At 37.7% G+C, this 21,773-nt stretch carries 24 protein-coding genes, 1 other RNA gene, 1 pseudogene and 1 other annotated feature (1 of these 27 running past the window's edge); of the genes and pseudogenes, 4 read left to right on the top strand and 22 right to left on the bottom strand.

The annotated features are described in order from the left end of the window. Window positions 1–32, bottom strand: a binding site (T-box leader); it reaches 176 nt to the left of the window's first position. A gap of 78 nt (window positions 33–110) precedes the next feature. From dtd to CC204_RS06625, 7 genes and pseudogenes are all read right to left on the bottom strand, one after another. Continuing rightward, window positions 111–557 (bottom strand): D-aminoacyl-tRNA deacylase, encoded by a 447-nt coding sequence (gene dtd / locus CC204_RS06595; protein WP_088269450.1) that lies wholly within the window; start codon window positions 555–557, stop codon window positions 111–113. A gap of 11 nt (window positions 558–568) precedes the next feature. Continuing rightward, complete coding sequence (locus CC204_RS06600; RefSeq protein ID WP_088269451.1) at window positions 569–2,782, bottom strand: RelA/SpoT family protein; 2,214 nt, start codon at window positions 2,780–2,782, stop codon at window positions 569–571. Between the two features lie 154 nt (window positions 2,783–2,936). After that, window positions 2,937–3,587: a deoxyribose-phosphate aldolase gene (locus tag CC204_RS06605; RefSeq protein ID WP_088269452.1), complete on the bottom strand. Its 651-nt coding sequence runs from the start codon at window positions 3,585–3,587 to the stop codon at window positions 2,937–2,939. Window positions 3,588–3,604: 17 nt separating this feature from the next. Then, window positions 3,605–4,354 carry a 16S rRNA (uracil(1498)-N(3))-methyltransferase gene (locus tag CC204_RS06610; RefSeq protein WP_088269453.1) on the bottom strand — a complete coding sequence of 250 codons (750 nt, stop codon included), beginning with the start codon at window positions 4,352–4,354 and terminating at the stop codon, window positions 3,605–3,607. A 1-nt stretch (window position 4,355) separates the two neighbouring features. Next, window positions 4,356–5,303 (bottom strand): 50S ribosomal protein L11 methyltransferase, encoded by a 948-nt coding sequence (prmA, locus tag CC204_RS06615; protein ID WP_088269454.1) that lies wholly within the window; start codon window positions 5,301–5,303, stop codon window positions 4,356–4,358. A 12-nt stretch (window positions 5,304–5,315) separates the two neighbouring features. After that, window positions 5,316–5,801, bottom strand: coding sequence for a DUF3013 family protein (locus CC204_RS06620; protein WP_088269455.1), 486 nt, complete (start codon window positions 5,799–5,801; stop codon window positions 5,316–5,318). Then, window positions 5,767–6,436 (bottom strand): annotated as a pseudogene (locus CC204_RS06625) (DNA-3-methyladenine glycosylase). Before CC204_RS06625 ends, CC204_RS06620 begins: the two are co-directional and overlap by 35 nt. Before the next feature lie 176 nt (window positions 6,437–6,612). Between CC204_RS06625 and CC204_RS06630 the strand changes: the two are divergent. The 4 genes from CC204_RS06630 (at window position 6,613) to CC204_RS06645 (ending at window position 9,189) form a co-directional block, all read left to right on the top strand. Continuing rightward, window positions 6,613–7,902: a replication-associated recombination protein A gene (locus CC204_RS06630; RefSeq protein ID WP_088269456.1), complete on the top strand. Its 1,290-nt coding sequence runs from the start codon at window positions 6,613–6,615 to the stop codon at window positions 7,900–7,902. A gap of 62 nt (window positions 7,903–7,964) precedes the next feature. Then, window positions 7,965–8,158, top strand: a non-coding RNA gene (gene ssrS, locus CC204_RS06635) — 6S RNA. Window positions 8,159–8,225: 67 nt separating this feature from the next. Then, window positions 8,226–8,504, top strand: a complete 279-nt coding sequence (locus CC204_RS06640) for a hypothetical protein (protein WP_088269457.1) — start codon at window positions 8,226–8,228, stop codon at window positions 8,502–8,504. Between the two features lie 208 nt (window positions 8,505–8,712). Further along, the gene (locus tag CC204_RS06645; RefSeq protein ID WP_088269458.1) at window positions 8,713–9,189 is read left to right on the top strand and encodes a universal stress protein; all 477 of its coding nucleotides are present in this window, start codon (window positions 8,713–8,715) and stop codon (window positions 9,187–9,189) included. 69 nt (window positions 9,190–9,258) lie between these two features. Here CC204_RS06645 and CC204_RS06650 read toward each other — a convergent pair whose 3' ends face one another. From CC204_RS06650 to CC204_RS06720, 15 genes are all read right to left on the bottom strand, one after another. Beyond that, window positions 9,259–10,446: an acetate kinase gene (locus CC204_RS06650; RefSeq protein ID WP_088269459.1), complete on the bottom strand. Its 1,188-nt coding sequence runs from the start codon at window positions 10,444–10,446 to the stop codon at window positions 9,259–9,261. Between the two features lie 26 nt (window positions 10,447–10,472). After that, complete coding sequence (locus tag CC204_RS06655; protein WP_088269460.1) at window positions 10,473–11,480, bottom strand: class I SAM-dependent methyltransferase; 1,008 nt, start codon at window positions 11,478–11,480, stop codon at window positions 10,473–10,475. A gap of 230 nt (window positions 11,481–11,710) precedes the next feature. After that, on the bottom strand, window positions 11,711–12,088 hold the full coding sequence (gene comGG / locus CC204_RS06660; protein WP_227011238.1) for a competence type IV pilus minor pilin ComGG: 378 nt from the start codon (window positions 12,086–12,088) through the stop codon (window positions 11,711–11,713). Continuing rightward, a complete protein-coding gene (gene comGF, locus CC204_RS06665) occupies window positions 12,045–12,512 on the bottom strand; it encodes a competence type IV pilus minor pilin ComGF (protein WP_088269461.1) in 468 nt (155 codons plus the stop codon). Before comGF ends, comGG begins: the two co-directional genes overlap by 44 nt. Then, window positions 12,478–12,801: a competence type IV pilus minor pilin ComGE gene (gene comGE, locus CC204_RS06670; RefSeq protein WP_088269462.1), complete on the bottom strand. Its 324-nt coding sequence runs from the start codon at window positions 12,799–12,801 to the stop codon at window positions 12,478–12,480. The genes comGF and comGE overlap by 35 nt, the downstream gene beginning before the upstream one ends. Next, on the bottom strand, window positions 12,776–13,219 hold the full coding sequence (gene comGD, locus CC204_RS06675) for a competence type IV pilus minor pilin ComGD (RefSeq protein WP_088269463.1): 444 nt from the start codon (window positions 13,217–13,219) through the stop codon (window positions 12,776–12,778). Before comGD ends, comGE begins: the two co-directional genes overlap by 26 nt. Continuing rightward, entirely contained in the window at window positions 13,216–13,500 is a 285-nt protein-coding gene (gene comGC, locus CC204_RS06680) for a competence type IV pilus major pilin ComGC (RefSeq protein WP_088269464.1), read from the bottom strand. The genes comGD and comGC overlap by 4 nt, the downstream gene beginning before the upstream one ends. After that, window positions 13,497–14,495: a competence type IV pilus assembly protein ComGB gene (comGB, locus tag CC204_RS06685; RefSeq protein WP_227011239.1), complete on the bottom strand. Its 999-nt coding sequence runs from the start codon at window positions 14,493–14,495 to the stop codon at window positions 13,497–13,499. Before comGB ends, comGC begins: the two co-directional genes overlap by 4 nt. A gap of 1 nt (window position 14,496) precedes the next feature. After that, entirely contained in the window at window positions 14,497–15,462 is a 966-nt protein-coding gene (comGA, locus tag CC204_RS06690) for a competence type IV pilus ATPase ComGA (protein ID WP_088269466.1), read from the bottom strand. Window positions 15,463–16,137: 675 nt separating this feature from the next. Beyond that, window positions 16,138–17,466 carry an APC family permease gene (locus CC204_RS06695; RefSeq protein ID WP_088269467.1) on the bottom strand — a complete coding sequence of 443 codons (1,329 nt, stop codon included), beginning with the start codon at window positions 17,464–17,466 and terminating at the stop codon, window positions 16,138–16,140. A gap of 189 nt (window positions 17,467–17,655) precedes the next feature. After that, the gene (locus tag CC204_RS06700) at window positions 17,656–18,363 is read right to left on the bottom strand and encodes an L-ribulose-5-phosphate 4-epimerase (RefSeq protein ID WP_088269468.1); all 708 of its coding nucleotides are present in this window, start codon (window positions 18,361–18,363) and stop codon (window positions 17,656–17,658) included. Between the two features lies 1 nt (window position 18,364). Beyond that, window positions 18,365–19,216 (bottom strand): L-ribulose-5-phosphate 3-epimerase, encoded by an 852-nt coding sequence (locus CC204_RS06705; RefSeq protein ID WP_088269469.1) that lies wholly within the window; start codon window positions 19,214–19,216, stop codon window positions 18,365–18,367. 4 nt (window positions 19,217–19,220) lie between these two features. Beyond that, the gene (locus tag CC204_RS06710; RefSeq protein WP_088269470.1) at window positions 19,221–19,859 is read right to left on the bottom strand and encodes a 3-keto-L-gulonate-6-phosphate decarboxylase UlaD; all 639 of its coding nucleotides are present in this window, start codon (window positions 19,857–19,859) and stop codon (window positions 19,221–19,223) included. Window positions 19,860–19,961: 102 nt separating this feature from the next. Then, entirely contained in the window at window positions 19,962–20,261 is a 300-nt protein-coding gene (locus CC204_RS06715; protein WP_088269471.1) for a PTS sugar transporter subunit IIB, read from the bottom strand. 21 nt (window positions 20,262–20,282) lie between these two features. Beyond that, the gene (locus CC204_RS06720; RefSeq protein ID WP_088269472.1) at window positions 20,283–21,761 is read right to left on the bottom strand and encodes a PTS ascorbate transporter subunit IIC; all 1,479 of its coding nucleotides are present in this window, start codon (window positions 21,759–21,761) and stop codon (window positions 20,283–20,285) included. Window positions 21,762–21,773: the final 12 nt, after the last annotated feature.

A 21,773-nucleotide genomic window follows, 5' to 3' on the forward strand; every position in this document is an offset into this window, starting at 1 on the left:
ATGAAATTTACTCGTTCTTTCATCGAATTTTGATATTACATATAAACTACTAAAATTCTCTACTAAAGTCAAGGGAATTCAGTAAAAAATAGCCTACTCATTTCACAAGTTTATTTGTCTTTTGTATCGATAATGATCGTTACAGGACCGTCATTAGTTAGTGTCACTTTCATATCTGCACCAAATTCTCCTGTTTCAGTTGAAATACCGATTTCTTTCAATTGAGTATTGAATGCCTCATATAAAGGAATAGCAGTTTCAGGTCGGGCTGCTTCAATGAAACTTGGTCGGTTGCCTTTTTTAGTATCTGCATACAAGGTAAACTGTGAGATACTTAAAATGCTACCGCCAACATCCTGCAAGCTGAGATTCATCTTTCCTTGATCATCTTCAAATACACGTAATTTACTGATTTTCCGCACAAGATAATTTACATCTTCATTCGTATCCGTTTCATGAATCCCTAGTAAAATCATAAATCCTTGCTCGATTTTACCGACAACCTTACCTTCTATTTGTACCTGAGCCTCTGTCACTCGCTGAATGACTGCTTTCATCTGCTCGCCTCCTAGCCATTGGTTCGACGGACGTTATATACATCCGGTATGTTTTTGATTTTATCGACGATCGTTTTTAAATGAGACAGGTTTTGGATCTTAACTGTCACATGGATCATCGCCATTTTATTTTTTGTTGGTTTGGCTTCTACGCTGACAAGATTTTTGGTCATTGAACTGATCACTTGCAGTACATCGTTCAGTAACCCGCTACGGTTGTACCCATATATTTCTAAATCAGCATCATATTCTTTATTTAGATTGTCAGTATCTTCCCATTCAACCTCGATCAAGCGTTGTGCTAATTCTTCCTGATGCTGTACATTTGGACAATCTGCACGATGGATAGAAACACCACGTCCTTTGGTGATATAGCCAACGATTTCATCTCCTGGAACCGGATTACAGCAACGACTGATCCTAATCAATAAGTTTTCCACGCCTTGGATCACAATACCGCCTTCATGACGAACCTTCATTTTGTCAGATTCTTTTTTGACCGGCTGTGACATCAGTTCTTCTGCTTCTTGTTTTTGCCGCTCCATTTCGCGTTCTTTGCGTTCTTTTTCTGTTAAACGGTTGAAAACGACCTGAGCACTAATTTCTCCATAACCGACAGCAGCATATAAATCATCTTCTGTTTGAAAATTAAAGCGCTCCAAAGCCTCAGCTAGCTTCGTCTTACTTAAAAATTCTTTTGGTGCAAAGCCGTGTTCTGTCAAATATTTACTAATAGCATCATGCCCTTTGATGATATTGACTTCTCGGTCCTGAACTTTGAAAAAGCGTTTGATCTTATTCCGCGCTTTACTTGTGGCTACCATTTTTAGCCAGTCGCGGCTTGGTCCAAATGAATTTGGCGAAGTCAATACTTCAATGATATCACCGTTTTTCAAGGTATAGTCCAGCTGAACCATTTTACCATTGACCTTAGCACCTGTTGTTTTATTTCCGATTTCCGTATGCACGCTATACGCAAAATCAAGCGGACCCGAGCCTTTTGGCAGTTCGGTCACTTCTCCTGTTGGTGTAAAAACGTAAACCTTATCACTAAAAATATCACCCTTGACACTTTCCATAAATTCAGATGCGTCATAACTTTCATCTTGAAGCTCTAAAATTTCACGGAACCAGCTCAATTGTTTTGAATCAGAATCTTCATCAACTTTTTCAGTTTTTCCTTCTTTATAAGCCCAGTGAGCAGCAACCCCGAATTCAGCGATCTGATGCATTTCGTGTGTTCTGATCTGCACCTCGACTGGATTCCCTTTAGGTCCGATCACTGTTGTATGGATCGATTGATACATATTTGCTTTTGGCATAGCGATATAGTCTTTAAAACGTCCCGGCATCGGCGTCCATTTCGTGTGGATCGCTCCTAAAACAGCATAACAATCTTTGATCGAATCCACGATCACACGAATCGCCAATAGATCATAGATCTCATTAAACTGTTTCTTTTGATCTTTCATTTTATGATAGATCGAATAAATGTGTTTCGGACGACCGTAGATCTCCGCATAAATATCTAAATCTTCTGTTGCCAGACGAATATCTTCAACAGCTTCTTCAACATACGCTTCCCGTTCTTCCCGTTTGCTTTGCATCAGATTGACGATTCGGTAATATTGATTAGGATTGATATAACGTAAAGCCGTATCTTCTAATTCCCATTTGATCCTGCTGATCCCTAAGCGGTGAGCAAGTGGTGCATAGATTTCAATCGTTTCTTGAGCGATCCGACGCTGTTTATCTTCTCTTAAATGTTTAAGTGTCCGCATGTTATGCAGGCGGTCAGCTAATTTCACCATGATCACGCGTAGATCCTGAGCCATCGCTAAAAGCATTTTTCGATGGTTTTCAGCTAATTGTTCTTCGTGAGATTTGTATTTTATTTTCCCAAGTTTTGTCACGCCGTCGACTAACATCGCTACATCTGCGCCGAATTCATCTTGTAAATCTTCTAGTGTTACGTCTGTATCTTCCACAACATCATGTAAAAAACCAGTGGCAACTGTATGTGGATCCATTCTAAGTTCAGCTAAAATACCTGCAACCTGAATTGGATGGATAAAGTAAGGTTCACCAGATTGTCTTACTTGGCCTTCGTGCGCTTTCTCTGCATAGTCGTGTGCCTTTTGTACAAACGCGACATGCTTGGGCGCCATATATTTTGATACAAGTTTGATGACTCCAGGTCCCGTCATAATTTCTTCTTTTGGCATGATTCTCACTCCTTGGGCTCTTACAGCCGTCTATTCCAGTACTTATTTATGTAAATGACTAGCGATTAAAAAAAGAAAAGTACCACTTGAAACAGTAGCACTTCCAACACTTATTATTATACTAAAATTCTCTAATTTTTCAATTCCTCATATTCTAATCCCATTTAGAAATCAGCGGTAAGATTTCTCGCCCATTACTAAGTCCAATTCGAGAAGCCCCTGCTTGAAACAATAATTCCATCTCCAGCAATGTTGGTGCTTTTACGTTGACTTGAAACATTCTTTGATTTTTGGCCCCTGATCTGAAAATACTCATATCATACAAAGCCTCTTTCATAGATAAATCAAGTCCTATTGACATAAATTTTATATTTTCCATTTTAGCAAGATCTATTGTCAATTGTTGCTTCTGGTACTCATTCAGCTGACTGCTATCGATAAAAAAGCCTAAGCCGTCATGTCCAAATGCTAAAGGTGCCAATGTTTGGTAGCTTTGATGCCCGCCAAAAGTCAGTTGATCAGGTGTCATCGCCACAAAAACTTCGGATGCGCCTTCTCGATAAAGTTTTCCAGTTTCAAAGGCCTTCTTGGCTAATGTTCCGCCACCCAAAGGAAAATCAGTAAAACTTCCGATCCGAATCCTTGTTTCTGTCAATAACTGCTTTGCGCGAGCAACATTGCATGGCAAAACAAATATCGAATGAATCGAAAAATCTTTTAGAAAAAGAAGTTCATCTGTTAGTTGCTGATCCGTAAGTGTAGGGTCAAGCAACATGATTGATAGTTTTTCCAGTTCTAACTCCATAAATACCCCCTCAAACCTTACACTAATTCGAATTGATAACTGATTGCACTCAAAGCATATAAAGGTGCTGTTTCTGCACGTAAAATCCGCGGCCCCAATCCGCATAAGATTCCGTCATTTTTTTCAAACGCTTCGATTTCTTCCGGGGCAAAGCCGCCTTCCGGTCCAAAAACAAGCAAGATCGAATCTCCGATTTTTGTTTCAGCCAACGCTTGAGCAAAGCGGCTTTTTTCTCCTGTTTTTGCGGATTCTTCATAGGCGATCAAGATTTTATCATAGGCAGAAAAAGAGTCGATCAATTCCAGCTTATTGTCTAATAATACAATATCCGGCGCAAACTGGCGATGAGATTGCTCGGCAGCTTCTGTTGCGATTTTTTTAAATCGTTCAGCTTTTTTGACTAATTTTTTATGATCCCATTTAACAACGGATGTTTTTGCAGGAAAAGCCACAAATTTATGGCAACCCAACTCTGTTGTCTTTTGAACTACTAAATCTAATTTATCTCCTTTAGGAAAACCACAAGCAATCGTCACATTGACCGGTAATTCTTTTTCACCCTGTTCTTTGCTGATTTCTTTTAAGCGAACAGCCTCTTCCGTTACCTCAGTAATTTCTGCAATAAGCGCAATTCGATCACTGAACACAAGAAAAACTTGCTGTTTTGGCTCCATCCGCATCACACGGACCATATGATGATAATTTTCTCCTGTGATTTCGTAGTGTTCTCTTGTTTCATAGGGCTCTGTCATGAAATAACGCTGCATGCTATTCTTCCTCGGTTTTCTTTAAAATAATCGCATACCAGTCTCCCTGTTGAAAAATCTGATCCACAAGAAAACCAACCTCTGTCATGCGTTCGATCACCATCGCTTTTTTATCCTGAATAATGCCGGAAACAATCAATGTTCCTTCATTTTTCAACAAACGAAAGGCATCTTCCACCATCAAAACGATAATATCAGCTAAAATGTTCGCAACGATCACGTCTGCTTCGATTGCTACATCATTGAGCAAATCATTCGCTGACACGTGAACATCATCAGCAACTGGATTAAGCGCCATATTTTCTTTAGCTGCAGTCACTGCAACATCATCTAAGTCAAATGCATGGACTTCTTTTGCGCCTAAATACTTACTAGCAATGCTCAATACTCCAGAGCCTGTACCTACATCAAGCACTGTCTCTCCACCACGCAAAACGGTTTCCAATGCTTGCAAGGTCAAACGAGTGGTTGGATGTGTCCCTGTTCCAAAAGCCATTCCGGGATCTAACGTGATGATTTTTTCTGCGGTATCGTCCGTTTTATATTTTTCCCAACTTGGTACGATCGTTAGAAAACGAGTCACACGTACGGGATGATAATATTTTTTCCAAGCCGTTGCCCAGTCACTTTCCGCTACTTCACTGATCTGCATGTCATTTTTACCAATACTCAAACCAAATTCCGGCAGGCGTGCGATACTTTCTTTGATAAAGGGCAAAATTTCTGGTAAAAAAGTTGTTTCAGGAAAGTAAGCCATTACTAAAGCACCCTCTTTGATATGGGTGAATTGTTCTTTATCTAAAAGCTCACCATATAAATCACTTTGAAAGTTCTCCACATCTAATGCATCTTCGATTGCTACGCCGCTTGCTCCAGCTTCCATCATGATATTTGAGATTGCCTCAACTGCTTCACTAGCTGTTTCTACCTTTACTTCTGTCCATTTCATAAACGCACCTCTTTAATAGCTCGGATAGGCGATATATGTGTCGCCATCCGCTTTTTGATAGTTTTGTACTGCTTCATTAAATGCTGTATCAGACCATTTCAGTTCAAAAATTTCCTGCTCTTCATCTGTTAAAAAGTCCAGTAAGTCACTTTGACCTTCTGTTAAAACTTCATTTAAGTAGTCAACCAGACCATCTAAAATAGATTGCTTGATCCCTTTTTTTCCTTCATAGGGGATCACAGCTAGATAGTCTTCTTCATCTACTATTGTCTTTTCAGGATTAAATAATAAAATACCATCTTCAAATTCAATGATTTCCTCTTCTGACAAGGTTCCTGCGGCATCATCGATTTGTTCATGTGCACTATTTTCAGCAAATAAACGAAAAACGACTTCAATCGAATGATTTTTAGTATTCCAGTCAAGAGCCACATCGTATTCTGTTATTTTCTTCGTCAGTTGTTCATCCAAATAAGTTAACATTGTTGGTTTTTTCATTCTACTTCTTCCTTCCAGCCAAACGTTGTTTGGTCGATGTCACTTCTTTTTTGTTTTGAGATATAAGGGTTTCCGGAAACCACATATCTCAAAGGTAACTCTGTCCAAATTCCTTTATTAGGAATGCCGATTCTGGGAAGCGCAATAATTTTTTGCGGCTGCTTTCTTTTTTCCGGAACGATCCTAAGTGTACTATCAAAGATCGATCGTCCATATGACTCTTTGGTAATGCCTAAAGCACTGACTAATTTCCCAGGGCCATTTGATAGCTCCGCACCTTTTCTACCATTACGATTCGCCTCCATTTGTTCAAGTCCTTCGACAGGTTGGATCGCCCGAATCATAACTCCTTGCGGTATGCCTTTATCTTTTGTGACCATATTCAAGATTAAATGGGTATGCATCGTATATAAATAGATTGTTCCTGGTTTTTCATACATTGCTCTTAATCGAGGTGTTTTTCGTAAACCAAAGCTATGAGCTGCTTCGTCATCAGGACCCAAATACGCTTCTGTATCCACAATATACCCAGCTAGTGTGCCTTCTTCTGTTTCATGCTCTAAATACATGCCCAATAAAAACTGAGCGATTTCTTCTGTTGATTTTGTATTAAAAAAATGGATCGTTTCATTCATTATTTTTCACCACTTTCTATCATACACGAAATAACTGCCTTTATCCATTGAACCACTAACATTTCGTGTGATAAATCAAGACTTTCTCTTTATAAACATAAAAATCTCAAGCGATAACAAACATATGTTCTTTGTGGTATAATAAATAATTATAGAACGAAAAAGGAGGTTCAACGATGCAGCAGCCTTTAGCTTATCGTATGCGCCCACGTAATTTAGATGAAGTCGTAGGTCAAGAACATCTTGTCGGTCCTGGAAAAATCATTCGCAGAATGGTCGAAGCCAAAATGCTATCATCAATGATTTTGTATGGTCCTCCCGGAACTGGAAAAACAAGTATTGCTAGTGCCATCGCCGGCTCAACAAACTATGCCTTTCGCATGTTGAATGCCGCAACAGATACAAAAAAAGACTTGCAGATCGTCGCAGAAGAAGCAAAAATGAGCGGCACTGTGATTTTACTTTTAGATGAGGTCCATCGCTTAGATAAAACAAAACAAGATTTCTTACTGCCTCATTTGGAAAATGGTCGAATCATCATGATCGGTGCAACAACTGAAAATCCTTATATTACGATCAATCCAGCGATCAGAAGCAGGACACAAATTTTTGAAGTCAAACCTTTGAATGAAACAGATATAAAAAAGGCGATCAACGATGCTTTATCTGATACTGAACGCGGTCTAGGAGACTATCCTGTCGTGTTAGAAGAAAAAGCTCTTCACCATTTATCCCGCGCAACAAATGGTGATTTGCGCAGTGCGTTGAATGGTCTTGAGCTTGCGGTAAAATCCACACCTAAATCAACAGACGAGAAAATCGACATCACTCTTTCGATCATTGAAGAATGTGTTCAGCGAAAAGCTTTGACTCATGACAAAGATGGCGATGCTCACTATGATGTTATCTCTGCTTTTCAAAAATCGATCCGCGGCAGTGATGTTGATGGTGCTCTTCATTACTTGGCCCGTTTAGTCGAAGCTGGAGATTTACCAATTATCTGCAGGCGTTTGATGGTCATTGCCTATGAAGATATCGGTCTAGGAAATCCAGCAGCAGCAGCACGTACGGTTACTGCCGTTCAAGCTGCAGAAAAATTAGGATTCCCAGAAGCACGGATTCCTTTAGCAAGTGTTGTCATCGATCTCTGCTTATCACCAAAATCAAATTCAGGAATCAGCGCGATAGATGCTGCTTTGGCAGATATTCGTGAAGGGAAAGCAGGAGATGTCCCTGATCATCTACGTGACAGCCACTATTTTGGAGCAAAAGAATTAAATCGAGGACTAGGTTATCAATATCCTCACAATTTTGAAAATGCTTGGGTCGATCAACAATATTTACCAGACAAAATAAAAAATGCACATTATTATGAGCCCATCGATACTGGTAAGTATGAACAGGCCTTGCATCAGCAATACCAGCGAATTCAAGAGTGGAAAAAATCTGGGAAAAAATCGAAATAAAACGATCTCAATTTCAAGCTCTCTCGTTGCTGTTTAAATAATCTTGTGCTATTATAAAGATGGTAAATCTGTGATGTGCGCGTTGTCTTTTTTGTGTGTTGACCGAACATTTTATTGATATCTTGGGATCCTTCTGGTACCTAAGCTGGTAACATGCCTTATCATTTGGTAGTTCGAAGCTGTCAGTCGTGGAACCCACCTGCTTTATTTGCGGGTTCAATACTATAGGACGAATAACGGCATCGACGGATTTTCCTTTTTTATTAGCTAGTTGAACAATTTGCTGTAATGCAAATTGTTTTTTATTTGATGGAGGTTATATAGTGATTCGCCTACTTATTTTTGCATCTGTTGTTTTACTCGTGATTATCAGTGTTTTCTTATTAAAGAAATCCTCTGTCTTTTTGCCATTGATGCCAAATGATGATCCTGACGAAAATAGACAATTTCTACACCAATTCGGCGTGTTCTATTTGATACTAGCTGCCATTGGTCTTTTGGTAGGAATCGTCAATTTGACATTTTTTTCTTTATTTTACATATTCGGCTTACTTGTTATTTCAACCGTATTCAGCGTGATGCTTGCCAAGAAGATTCTTTGATGATTCTTCTTTTTTTGTTTTCCTTTTTAAGGATTTTCCTTTACAATTAATGTAGAGAGAATGATAAAAAATTTTTTCGATATAACTACTACTGTCTACTATGAGTATTTTAGTAGTTCACCTACTGCTTGCTCATAAAAATATTCGCTGTTTTTGCAGCACCGCTTATCTGTAGCAATTAAGTGCAGGAGCGAAAGGAGTGGTCAAAATGTTACAAAATTATCGTAAAATCATGGTCGCTGTTGATGGATCAGCAGAAGCAGAGCTCGCCTTTCAAAAAGCGATGAACGTGGCAATGAGAAACGATGCAGAATTACTACTTGCACATGTCATCGATACTCGTGCTTTTCAATCTGTTTCATCGTTTGATGGTGTTTTGGCCGAACAAGCAACTGAAATGGCCAAGCAAACACTTGAAGGCTATAAAAAACAAGCCAAAGAACATGGTTGTGAAAAAGTCTCCAGCATTATCGAATACGGCTCACCAAAACCTTGGATCGCAAAACAAATTCCAGAAGATCAAGGTGTTGATTTGATCATGCTGGGAGCAACAGGTCTTAATGCTGTTGAACGTCTGTTTATAGGCTCTGTCTCTGAATATGTAATCCGCCATGCGGCTTGTGATGTATTAGTCGTAAGAACTGATTTAGAAAATAAAGTCCCTGTCGACCAAGAGGACAAATAACTTTTTATAACGAAAAGAGTCCAATACAAAACTAGAAAACAGTTTTGTATTGGACTCTTCTTACTTATTTTATTTTCTTAGACGTTCAACGTCACGAGCAATCATCAATTCCTCATCAGTTGGAATCAATAATACTTTTACTTTAGAGTCGTCTGTTGAAATCACTGATTCTTTTCCACGAACATTGTTCTTATCAGCATCCAATTCACAACCAAACCAAGTCATACCTTTGATTACTTCACTGCGGACATGTGAATCATTTTCACCAATACCAGCTGTGAAGACAATTGCATCAACACCGTTTAAAACTGTTACATAGCTACCGATGTATTTACGGATACGATCAGTAAAGATATCATAAGCAACTTGTACTGCTTCTTTATCCATATTTGCTTCTAAATCACGCATATCACTAGAAATGCCAGTCAAACCTAATAATCCTGATTCTTTATTCAAAATGTTGATCATGTCTTTGATATCTGTTAATTCTAATTTTTCCATCAAATAAGCTAATAATGAAGGATCGATATCACCAGAACGTGTGCCCATTGTTACACCAGCAAGTGGTGTGAAGCCCATTGATGTATCAACAGATTTACCACCATCAACCGCTGTGATCGATGCTCCATTCCCTAAGTGACAAGTAATGATTTTTAATTCTTCGATCGGGCGGCCAAGCATTTCAGCAGCACGATGCGCAACATATTTGTGGCTTGTACCATGAGCACCATATTTACGTGCTGAGAATTTTTCATAATATTCAGTTGGGATACTGTATAAGAAATTATGTTTTGGCATTGTTGTATGGAATGCTGTATCAAATACCGCTACGCTAATAATCTCAGGTAAGATTTTTTTGAACGCTTTGATTCCCATCGCATTTGCCGGATTGTGTAAAGGAGCAAGATCAGCTAATTTTTCGATTTTTGCTAAAACATCAGCATCAATAACAACTGAATCCTTGAAGTCTTCCCCACCAGCAACTACACGGTGTCCAACACCTGTAATTTCATCGTAAGCAGCTAAAATCTTTAATTCAATCAATTTGTCCAATAGCATTTTTACGGCAACATCATGATCACTGATATCAACGATTTCTTCATATTTGTCATCGTTACCATATTTGATTGTAAAGATTGAATCATTTAAACCAATACGTTCAACGATTCCTTTTGCAACGACTTCTTCTGATGGCATTTGGTATAATTGCCATTTTAAACTTGAGCTTCCTGCATTGATTGCAATTGTTTTAGACATAATACTCTCCTCTTTTATCGGTTGTTTTATTTTAAATTTGAAGACTTCCAAGCCTCAAATTGTTGAAAAAATTGTGTTATTTTCGCTGGATCTTTCAATGATCCTAATTTAGCGACCAGAACTTCTTTTGCCTGTTTGCTGTGCTCGCCTTTATTTTGAACAAGCAAAATGCTTTTTCTAGATTGAACAGACTTAAATAACTCATCCGGTAATTGGATTATTCCTTGTAGATAAACATTTTTCTTGAGCCAATTCTTAAAGAAAGAACTTTGCTCTGTTTCCAAAATATTTGCAGGAATCAAAAATAATCCGTAGCCATCCGGCTTGACATATTTCATCGCTTGTTCCATCAATAGATGATGTGCAAAGCTGTGACCTTCTTCTGCTGCAGAATCAAAGCCTGCTGCTTTTTCATCATTTGGGTAAAACCCAATTGGTAAATCACTCAGCGTGACATCCACCGGATCGATCAATAAATCCTGCAAGCCATCTTGATGAAATAACTGAATCGCTGCTTGCGTCCACTCGTTATTTGTTGCAGAAACTGCCAACAATGTATCATCGATATCTACACCAAAGCCAGTGACATCATACTTAGCCAATGACAAATTAAGGACAACTGTCAACAAGAGATTGCCCATGCCTGCAGCGATGTCTAACGCCTTTAATGGTTGATCCTGATTGTACAATTGTTCGATCAAGTAGACAAATAAAAAACCAATACCATCTGGCGTCAACTGATGATTTGCTTGTAAGGACTCTGTTTTGCTCCCTTTCAGTAAAACCAACTGCGATAATCGTCTGATTTCTTCAGGGGTTAAAACGATCGCTTTTAATTGTTGATAAATGGTTTTTAGTTGTTGGGCTGTCTGCTCATCCGGTACGCCATCAAGAATGCGTACCTGGTAATCATCAATAATGTTCTCACCATTTTCAATATACGCATCTAAAAAAGAAGTGTCTAAGGAGCGTTGAAGTAATTGAATCGATTGTTCCATTAATTCGAAAGCCTTTTCTATTTTCTCAGAGAACAAAAATAACACCTCTATTTCCATCTATAGTATAACAATTTTCATACCTGTTCTATTTTAACGAAAAAAGAACTAATAATCAATCAATTTCCCAACAATATTTATAAAAGCTTGTTTTATAACTGTTCTTTTTCTATTGCTCTTAATCAATTTTCTGAAACTGAAGCTAAATAACGTTTCTGTATTAGTTGATTTATAAATAGTTTGATACACATTTCACAAAAAATATTCATTCATTGATGCCTACTTTTATCTTTAGACACTTTAGGCTGATAAACTTCATCAAAAGTGTAGGTTGTATGATTTATCTTAACAATGATAGTAAGTTTTTTTCGAGCATAACTGTAAGTTAATTGACCTGTTGAAAATTCCTGAGATCCTTTTGGTTCGAGGGGAGTGTTTTTCTGTTTGACTTCACTCAAAAACATACTGACCATTGTTTTAGAGATATAATAGTCTTTTGTTTTTTGCGAAAATTGTTGTGCTAATTTAAACTCTTCTAGTACTAGCAAAAACAAAAAACTGGATAAGTAAACTAGAAGTAATGCAGTAAATAAGACCCCTCCTCTATACTTCTTCTTCATTTCCCTTGATAATTGACCATCTTGCACTATATTGTTGCTCATTTTTAAAGACTGCACGAATAACCACAAAATCATCCTCCTTTTTGAAATCTACCTCACGAACATCGATCAGCAACGGCTGATATCCTCCATTATCTACTTTGATGATTTTCCCTAATTTATATTCGATCAAAATATTTCTTTCTTTTTTGGGATTTTCATAAATCATCTTATTCCCTTGAATTTCTTTGAACTGACAACCAGCTAGCTCATTTTCCAACTGAATGACAAAAATATGCCACTCTTTTTCTTTCTCACTTTTTAAAACTTCGGACACAACTTTCGCATTTTTTATCACAGCAGAAAAAAGCAGACAAATGATAGACAATAAAAACAAGGCTAGCAGACATTCAATTAAGGTAAATCCGGCGTAATTTTTATTTTTGTTCAAGGAAAAACTGTTCTTCACCATCTGTAATCACCACTTTATCTATTTTGTCCTTCGTTTTATGTATGTAAAATGAGTATGTCCTACCATTGTGCTCAATCTTTTTTTGCATAGCTCCGCCATAAGTTTCATACCCTTTCATTTCTTCATAAAGTATCCGATGTAATGTTAACTCATCGGTCGCTTTTGCTTTCTTAGATAACAAAAAGGTACTTGATGACATAAAAATACCGACAATAATTCCGATGATCCCCAGCGAGATCAGCCCCTCCAACAAGATGTATCCTTTATAACTGATTGATTTTTTTGACATAACGACCACTTCCTAATTGAAATTGAAACTCGAACGATTGCTGTTTTTCTGACCAATCATAAGTGAATTTTGCCAATTTCCCATTGTTTCCAGACTGCGCTTTAAATACAATTTTATTTGGACCAGAAGCATTTAAACCTTCTGGAACAGATAACCGTGCCTGTTCATGTTCTGAAACGACAAAGTACAGCTGTTGCTCTTCTTTTTCAAAGACTATCTGCGTGTCAGTCATCTTAACAATTGCCATTTGTTGAGTAAACAGCAACTGTTTTTCAAACGTCGATAGAAATTGTTCAATCTCTATCATACGCTGCCAGCGTTCGATTGAAAGGACTGGCAGCAGCATAAAAAATGTACACACAAATACTACTATAAGTGATTCGATCAACGTAAAACCATTTAACACTTTTCTCTTCATTTCTCGCTCGCTTGATATTTTTCATACTGTTCTTTAGTGATGTATTCCTCTTTTAACAATTGTTCGACAGTTGGCGTCTGATTCTTTTCCATCACATAGAGATCTATCTGAGTTTCAACGATTTTGACGATTGCTTCGTTGCCTTTTTTATCCACACCTGCTTTATGTTTCGAAAGATTTGGTACAAATAGCAAAATCAAAACAGAAATAATCAACAGAACAACTAACATCTCTAACAACGTAAAACCACTATAATTAATCTGCTTCTTTTTTTTGATCATAAATATTCCTCCATTCCACCGTAAATAGGTAATAGCATAGCGGCATAGATGCCGACAACCATCAAAGCGACAACTAAAAAAATCACTGGTTGAATCAATTGAATCATTTTTTCTACTCGTCTAAAAAATTGCTGCCAACATAACTCACTGTATACGATCAATTCTTTGCCTAAATTTCCTTTCACTTCTCCCTGCTGGATAATCAAGGCCAATTCAGATGAAAAAAATGGAAATGTCTTTAATTGATCATAAAAAGTAGTGCCTGCCAACGCCTTTGTCTCGATTTCTTCAGCAATCTCATACATCAATGATCGCTGATTTGTCGTTTTCATCAAGCGAATAACATTCTTTATTTCTAATCCTTGTGAGAATAATTTCCCCCATTCAAGTGCAAAAAAAGCAGAACAATATTGTTTATACATCCTTCCAATAAGAGGCAATCTTGAAAAAAACAGTGCCTTTTCCAAAAATGTTTTCTTTCTAAAATGAATATAATAGGTGCCTATAACAAAAAAACTACTTAACAGCGATCCGATGAAATAATAAGGGCTTTGCTGAATGAAGTGGATACCTGGATTATTAGCCTGAACCGTTCCATTAACTAGTAGTTGCGGCAATAAAATTTGCCTGATACTGATCAAAACTATAAAAAGAAAAACCAATAGCAAAGCAGGATAACTCAAAACCTTAAGCAAATGTTGGTGTTGTTTGTCTGTAAGAAGAGCATGATCTTTGATTTTATCTAGTGTTCCGGATAGATCTCCGTGAGCTTGAGCAAATTCAATTTGAGTTATGACCGTTGTTTTGAATCCGAGATACACTAAACCTGAATAAAATCGATCGCCTTGTTCCATCGCATCAGTTAAATAATTGAGTGCTGTCTCTGAAATGGAACGTGATTTCTTCATAAAAAGTAAACTTTCTTGTATGGTAAATCCATTTCTTAATAAATCTGCCAAAAGCTGAATAAAAAGATGTTGCTGTTTTTTTGACAACTTATTGTTCCTTTTCTTCTTCAAATGTTTGATCATCAATAAATCCATACGCCCAAACCTTTCTAAGTTCTTTTTGCCAATTGGAAACATTCTTTTTAGAGAAATCGTAATCCATGAGTAGTCCACTGATATCAGATCGTTTCGTCCCTTGAACACACAACAAGCGCTGATAGATAATCCCTGTGATACATTCTTGTGCTTCTTTTGGTTTTATCCCAAGCTCTTTCAATCGTTCATAAACGCCAGTAGTACTTCTTGCATGGATTGTCGCAAAAACAGTATGTCCGGTCAGTGCAGCTCTGATCGCTGCTTGTGCCGTAGAGCTATCCCTGATTTCACCAATGATCAAAATATCCGGCCGATGACGTAAACAAGCTTTGATCAGCGCATCATAGGTTAGATCGATCTTATCGTTCGTCTGCAATTGAAGAAAGGTTTGCTCTTCAAGTTCTACTGGATCTTCGATTGTGATGACTTGCTGAAAACGATCCGTTTCTTTTGCCAATTTGTACATCAATGTTGTTTTACCTGAGCCCACTGGTCCACAAAAAAGATGCAGTCCACGTCTATGAATCTGTTTGCGAATATTCGTTAATTGTTTAGGTAAAAAATAATTCTCTTGACTGTGACCAAATTGATGCAAAAAGCGAATGACCAAGCTTTCTCTTTGTCGAAAATCCCCCACAGTTGATAAACGCAAACGCACAACTTCATCATCGGTGACTCTGTATGTAACAGCTCCTACTTGAGCTTTACGTTTCTCACCAACGTCCATACTTCCAATAAATTTAAAGTGAAAAATCAATTTTCCTCCTTCATATTCATCAAGCTCCTGAAACACCAGTTTTCTATACCCTTTTCTTGCAAATACATGTATTTTCTGATCCACTGGTAAAATATAAATATCCTGTAAACGCTCTGATACTCCCCATTTAATTAATTTTAGAGAAAACTCTTTAATATCCATTTTTTCCCTCCTTACAGTAATATACGCAGAAAAAGGAAAAAGCATCGAAAAAAAAAGAGGATGGAACAGAAGTGTTCAACTCCGAGAACCCAGTAGGTATTGTGCAACACTGTTTATCTGCGACGAGTCTTTGACGAGAAAGCATCAACTCGTTCCTCGTTGTGTTTTACAGAAATTTCAGCTTCACTTTATTCTTTGAACAATAGTGAAACTCTATGCGTTAGCTGATGTGATCGAAGCGAAGCGGAGGAGTTACTTCTGCTTCCACCGTTTATTCGTTTTAAAGAGGACCAGGCATAACTCTAGTAGTTACGACCTGGTCCTCTTCTTACCAATTTCTAAAATTTTCAGTCATTAAAAAGCAAAAAAAAAACTGCAAACGTCGAAAATCAACATTTACAGCTTATCAAGAGTTCTGATGCACTATCTTCCCCAAAATAGTTTATCGTTTTGATATACTCATTATACTAAAAAAAATGGCCGAATAACTTTCAGAAATTATGAATTTTATTAAAATTTTTGAGAAAAATAAGCTCCTGCTTAAAAGGGATAAGCAGGAGCCATGCTTTATCATTTAAAATAAAGACTTAGATCAGTTCTATTATACCTGATAAATTATGATATTTCTCTCAAATTCTTGATATAATGAACTAAATTTTTGACAAAACTGTTTTTTCAATCCATTTTTTTCGATAGTTTCTTATTAAAATAGTAAACAGGAATACCTAACAATGTAATACCGATTCCAATACTCGCTAAAACGGTTTGGGTAAACATCGTTGTAATCAAAATGAACAATCCGCCGACGATCGCAATTATTGGAATTATTGGATACAAAGGTACTTTATAGGGTCTTAGCAGCTCAGGTTCCCTTTTTCTTAAGATTAAAACAGCCGCAAAAATTAAAATACTAAATAGCCACATAACAAAAACCAACATATCCGTCAGCAAATCAAAGCTGCCCAAAAACATCATAACAGCAGCAATACCAAACTGAAATAGCCCAGCAACATAAGGAACTACAAACTGTTTAGATAACTTTTTAAACTGTCTGCTAAAAGGAATCATCCCTTCTAAAGCTAAGGCATAAGGAACACGAATTCCAGTCATCGTGTACCCGTTCAATGCTCCGTATACTGAAATCAAAATACCGATCGTGACTATTTTTCCACCAACTGAACCAAAAATTTGATTTGCTGCATCAGACGCCGCGTTCAAATTACCTGAAATTTGTTGAATTGGCAGTGTTTTTAGAAAAACAAAATTGATCAGGACATAAACAATCGTAATAAAACTCAATCCTAAAAAGATTGCTTTAGGCAAATCTCTCTCCGGTCTTTTCATTTCACCTGCAACAGCACCAACACCTAACCAGCCATCATAAGCAAACATTGTCGCTAATAAAGATCCGCTTAATGCCTGAATAAATCCATTATTCCCCCCTGAACGAATGGGAAATAGTGACACCTCACTAACTGCTGGCATAAACAATCCAACGAGTACGATCAATGCAATAGGAATCATCTTGATTACTAATGTGAATGATTGTAAATTCGATGCCATTCTAGTTCCCAATAAATTGACGATCGTTACGCTTAATCCAGTCCCAATGGCAATTGGCAGTAGCAGACTATCAGATAAATGAAATAAGTGCAGAAATTGTGTACTAAAAATAATCGATAATGCTGCTATATTTGCAGGAAAATAAATCACGCTTTGCGCCCAGCCTAATAAAAAACCAGGTAATTTTCCATATGTATATTCAATATATTTGACCGCTCCGCCAGTTTTCGGAATAGCTGTTGCTAGTTCTGCACTAGTCAATCCTGCACAAAGTGTTAAAAAGCCTCCCAGTATCCAAGCGAAAATCGTTAAACTTGACGATTGAGCAAAACTCACCACACTAGCTGTTTTAAAAAAAACACCCGCACCAATAACGGTTCCCATAACCGTTGAAAAAGCGCCAAACAATGAGATTTCCCGCTTTAATTGATTTTCTTCCATAACCATCCTCTTTCCATCTTTTATATTATCCCTTAGTATAGCTGTTCTTCATTTAAATTCAAGTACTTTAAAAACAAAAAAAGATGAGTGCTGGACAAAACTAAAAATCAGTTTTGTTCAGCACTCTATAACTCAATAATCGGTGAACGCAGAATTGGTTCCAACCTCGTACAGCAAAAGATAGAGCATCTATCCTTGTCCATAATATGCGTTCACACCATGTTTTCTAAAAAAGTGTTTATCCAGCAGATATTGCGGAATCGGAAGAACATTTCTATTTACACTTTCTGTTACCTCTGCCATTTCTGCTATTTCATCTAAAACAATACTATTCTCGACGGCTTTTTGAGGTGTTTTTCCCCAAGTAAACGGACCATGTCCGTAGACTAAAACACCAGGTACTGCTAGTGGATCGATTTTTTCTTTTGTGAAGGTCTCGATGATCACCTTACCGGTCTCGCGTTCATACGCAGATTCTACTTCTTTTGACGTCAATTGTCGTGTACAGGGAACAACACCGTAAAACGTATCCGCATGCGTAGTCCCATAGGCTGGGATTCCTCGACCTGCTTGTGCCCACATAACTGCATTTTTTGAATGCGTATGTACAACTGAATCAATCTCTTTAAACGCCTTATATAATTCAAGGTGTGTCTCTAAATCCGAAGACGGTTTCAACGCGCCTGCTAATACATGTCCCTCTAAATCCGTGACTACCATATCATCAACCTTCATTTGTTCATACGGCACACCACTGGGTTTGATAACAACGATACCTGCTTCTCGATCAATTTCACTGACATTGCCCCAAGTCAATTTAACTAATCCTGCATCGGGTAGGGTCAAATTTGCTGCAAATACCCGTTCCTTCATTTCCTTGATCAATTGTTCATTCATCTTAATATCCTGCCTCCTTCAAATATGGAATAAGAAAGTTTTTCGCCTGCTCGATCTCTTTTTCAGGCGTTTCACTTGTTTCACTCCACATTTCGACTAGAAATGGCCCATTATACTCTAGTTGTTTCAACGTCTTTAAACAACCTAAAAAATCGACACATCCGCTGCCAAAAGGAACTTCTTTAAATTTACCTGAAAATGTTTCTGTTACAGCAAGGGTATCCTTTAAATGGATACAAGTAATCTGGTCGATACCGAGCGCCAATTCATACCCAACATCATTTTCCGACCAAGCTGACAAATTACCTAAATCTGGATACACTTGCAGATACGGCGAGCGAATTTGCTCCTTGATCTTTAGAAACTTAGTAATTGAATTGATAAACGGATCATCCATGATCTCAATAGACAAGACAACTTCTTTTGCAGCGGCGATCGCTACTGCTTTTTTCAAATTTTCAATAAAAAAAGCTCTTGAAGTTACTGTTTTTTCTTCATAGTAAACATCGTAGCCCGCTAATTGAATCGTACGGATTCCTAAGTCAGATGCCAAATCAACTGCTTTTTCCATCAAAATAAGTGCCTGTGAACGTTTTTCCTTATCCTGGGAACCAAAAGGAAATCGCCGATGACCACTTAAGCAAATCGAAAGAATCTGAATACCAGTTTCTTCAATAGCTACTCTGATTTCTTGTCGCTCCTCTTTCGTCCAGTCCAATCGTTGCAGTCGTTGATCCGTCTCATCGATCGACATTTCAACAAAATCGAAGCCTAATTTTTTAGCGAGCTGTAAACGTTCTAACCAGCTAATATTTTTTGGAAGAGCTTTTTCATAAATGCCCAGAGTCGTCATTCTTTCACCCCCAAATACGTCTGATTTCATCTTGAAATGCTTGAGCAGCCTCTTTCGGTTTCTCAGCTCCCGTAATTCCCCGTCCTGTGATAAAAGTATATACATCAATTCCTTCAAATAATTGCAGTGTTTCGACAGTTAATCCGCCTGTCACTGAAACACGAAAGCCCATTTCAATCAATCGCTTGACTTTTACTAAGTCTTTTTCGCCCCAAGTTTCACCCGCTAAAAGGGCATCTCGGCTTTGATGATAAATTGCTTGTGAAATTCCAGCATCAAGCCATTTTTGTGCTTGCTCATATGTCCAATCTCCATAGAGCTCGACCTGAACTTCTTCTATCTCTTTTGCAGCAGCGGACATGGTTGGCACTGTTGCACAACAAATCACTGTCATCCAGTCTGCACCAGCCATGCGACAGTTAGCAGCAACGGTTCCACCGGCATCAGCACATTTAGTATCTGCCACAACTTTTTTATTCGGATATAATGCTCGAATACAACGAATGGCTTCTTCTCCTGCCTGCAAACACAAAATCGTCCCTACTTCTAAGATATCTACAATATCTCCTACTTCTTTTACATCTTTTAATGCATTTGGCAAATCAGAATGATCCAAAGCAATTTGCAAATTTGGTCTCGTCATATCGTTTCTCCTTACTTCATAATAGCTGGAGCAACGTCAAATATTTATGTTACATTTTCAGTTGCTCCAACTTCTTATGTCAAATTTTTTTATCTTAATCAGTTATTTGAATTTAGCTGCTAAATCTGTTTCCTGAACACGCTCACTGATTTCTTTTGCGGACATTACATTTTTTACTCCTACAACAGTGATTCCTTTTTTCTTAGCATCTTCAAACATATTTAAAAAATTCATTGGACAAAAAACAACGTCATATTGACCAGCAGTACTTTTCCCTTCTGAGATTGCACAATGATGAATATTTGTGATTCTAAATCCTAATTCTTTTAATGCTTTTTCCACACTTTTTTTCATCATTAAACTTGTTCCAGATCCATTTGCACACGATACTAATACTCTCATTATTATTTCCTCCTAATGTTATTACGCATTTTTTGTGCTCATTTCTTTTACATATTCGTCATAATCTTCCGCAATCAGGAAGTAACCTTTTGGATTTGCACGATATTGGAGTTGCGGGATAGCCAGCAGTGCAACTACGACCAAAGCAATACCAAAATAACCTAGATACTTCATCACGATCGTCATGATCGGCCAAACCGTTGCCCAGTCAAACATGCCGATATATCCGCCGTATTGGGAAAGTCCAATAAATGAAGCAATCAGTGCAGATCCCAGAACTTGAATCACACCTGAGATAAACGGAAACAGGCAAGCGGCTTTGAACCCGCCGCGATTGTTTGCGTAGACTGCAATTACTGCATTATCAAAAAATAGCGGAATAAAACCAGCGATAACGACGGTCGGTGACTTGAATAAAATCAATAGACCAATCGTGATAAACTGACCTAACGCACCAAATAGAAAACCGATCGTTACGGCATTCGGCGAGCCAAATCCAAAGGTTGCCGCAACATCGATTCCTGGAACTGCTCCCGGAAGTAACGTGTTGGAAATCCCTTGGAAAGATTCTGTCAGCTCTGAAACAAACGTCCGCACACCTAATTGTAAAATAGCTAAATAAACAGCAAAGTACAGTGCGGTTTGTAGAATATAGAAAAGAAAACTTTGTCCTTCAACCATAAAACCAGCTTCTATCAAATACGCAGGACCTAAAACAATTAAAATAATTCCGAAGAAAAACAGCATCAAAATAGATGTTGCAACCATATTTTCATTGAAAATCGATAAGAATCCAGGCAATTGAACATCTTCCAGTTTGCGATTATTTTTATCTTTCTTCATTTTTTCAGCAAGTCGGGCGAAAATATAAACACCAAACATCTGTTGATGTGCGATTGCAAAACCTGCTCCTTCTGTTAAATCTTGTGTAATATCTACTGTCAGATTAGAACCGACTGCCCAATAACAGCCTAATATAAGACCCATGATCAATAGAATCGGCAGTTGTCCTAAACTCGGAAAACAAAACAATAAAATCCAAAATGCAGTAGCCGCTTGTTGAATCTGAACATTTCCAGTCGTAAAGACTGCCCGTAATTTTGTATACTTCTTAAAACGGACTAATAAAATATTCATGACAAAAGCAATCAGCAGCAAAATCATCGTATCACTAAAGGTTCGTCCGAATGTTTCTTCAATACCGGCAGTCACTGCGTTTTGTCCAAAATAAGGATCGATGACCATCGCATCAAGATCAAAACGTTCCTTTAACCCTACAAGGATCGGACGAAAGTTATTAACAAGTCCTCCAGAACCGACTGTTAGGATCAGGTACCCTACAGTAGCTTTTAAAAACCCAGCAATACTTTCATAGATTGGTTTTTTCAACAAGATATAGCCTAATAGAACAATAAATCCAATCAAAAAGGCTGGCTGAGTCAAAATATTCGCTGCAAAATAGTCCCAAATCCCTAATAGAAAATCCAACACCTGTTTCATTTTATCCCTTCT

The sequence above is a fragment of the Enterococcus wangshanyuanii genome (genome assembly GCF_002197645.1).
Lineage (GTDB): Bacteria > Bacillota > Bacilli > Lactobacillales > Enterococcaceae > Enterococcus_L > Enterococcus_L wangshanyuanii.

Bases quoted from the DNA above. Each gene is read 5' to 3' on its own strand.
- dtd (WP_088269450.1), bottom strand. From the start codon at position 557: ATGAAAGCAGTCATTCAGCGAGTGACAGAGGCTCAGGTACAAATAGAA.
- CC204_RS06600 (WP_088269451.1), bottom strand. From the start codon at position 2,782: ATGCCAAAAGAAGAAATTATGACGGGACCTGGAGTCATCAAACTTGTA.
- CC204_RS06605 (WP_088269452.1), bottom strand. From the start codon at position 3,587: ATGGAGTTAGAACTGGAAAAACTATCAATCATGTTGCTTGACCCTACA.
- CC204_RS06610 (WP_088269453.1), bottom strand. From the start codon at position 4,354: ATGCAGCGTTATTTCATGACAGAGCCCTATGAAACAAGAGAACACTAC.
- prmA (WP_088269454.1), bottom strand. From the start codon at position 5,303: ATGAAATGGACAGAAGTAAAGGTAGAAACAGCTAGTGAAGCAGTTGAG.
- CC204_RS06620 (WP_088269455.1), bottom strand. From the start codon at position 5,801: ATGAAAAAACCAACAATGTTAACTTATTTGGATGAACAACTGACGAAG.
- CC204_RS06630 (WP_088269456.1), top strand. From the start codon at position 6,613: ATGCAGCAGCCTTTAGCTTATCGTATGCGCCCACGTAATTTAGATGAA.
- CC204_RS06645 (WP_088269458.1), top strand. From the start codon at position 8,713: ATGTTACAAAATTATCGTAAAATCATGGTCGCTGTTGATGGATCAGCA.
- CC204_RS06650 (WP_088269459.1), bottom strand. From the start codon at position 10,446: ATGTCTAAAACAATTGCAATCAATGCAGGAAGCTCAAGTTTAAAATGG.
- comGF (WP_088269461.1), bottom strand. From the start codon at position 12,512: ATGGTGAAGAACAGTTTTTCCTTGAACAAAAATAAAAATTACGCCGGA.
- comGE (WP_088269462.1), bottom strand. From the start codon at position 12,801: ATGTCAAAAAAATCAATCAGTTATAAAGGATACATCTTGTTGGAGGGG.
- comGD (WP_088269463.1), bottom strand. From the start codon at position 13,219: ATGAAGAGAAAAGTGTTAAATGGTTTTACGTTGATCGAATCACTTATA.
- comGC (WP_088269464.1), bottom strand. From the start codon at position 13,500: ATGATCAAAAAAAAGAAGCAGATTAATTATAGTGGTTTTACGTTGTTA.
- comGA (WP_088269466.1), bottom strand. From the start codon at position 15,462: ATGGATATTAAAGAGTTTTCTCTAAAATTAATTAAATGGGGAGTATCA.
- CC204_RS06695 (WP_088269467.1), bottom strand. From the start codon at position 17,466: ATGGAAGAAAATCAATTAAAGCGGGAAATCTCATTGTTTGGCGCTTTT.
- CC204_RS06700 (WP_088269468.1), bottom strand. From the start codon at position 18,363: ATGAATGAACAATTGATCAAGGAAATGAAGGAACGGGTATTTGCAGCA.
- CC204_RS06705 (WP_088269469.1), bottom strand. From the start codon at position 19,216: ATGACGACTCTGGGCATTTATGAAAAAGCTCTTCCAAAAAATATTAGC.
- CC204_RS06710 (WP_088269470.1), bottom strand. From the start codon at position 19,859: ATGACGAGACCAAATTTGCAAATTGCTTTGGATCATTCTGATTTGCCA.
- CC204_RS06715 (WP_088269471.1), bottom strand. From the start codon at position 20,261: ATGAGAGTATTAGTATCGTGTGCAAATGGATCTGGAACAAGTTTAATG.
- CC204_RS06720 (WP_088269472.1), bottom strand. From the start codon at position 21,761: ATGAAACAGGTGTTGGATTTTCTATTAGGGATTTGGGACTATTTTGCA.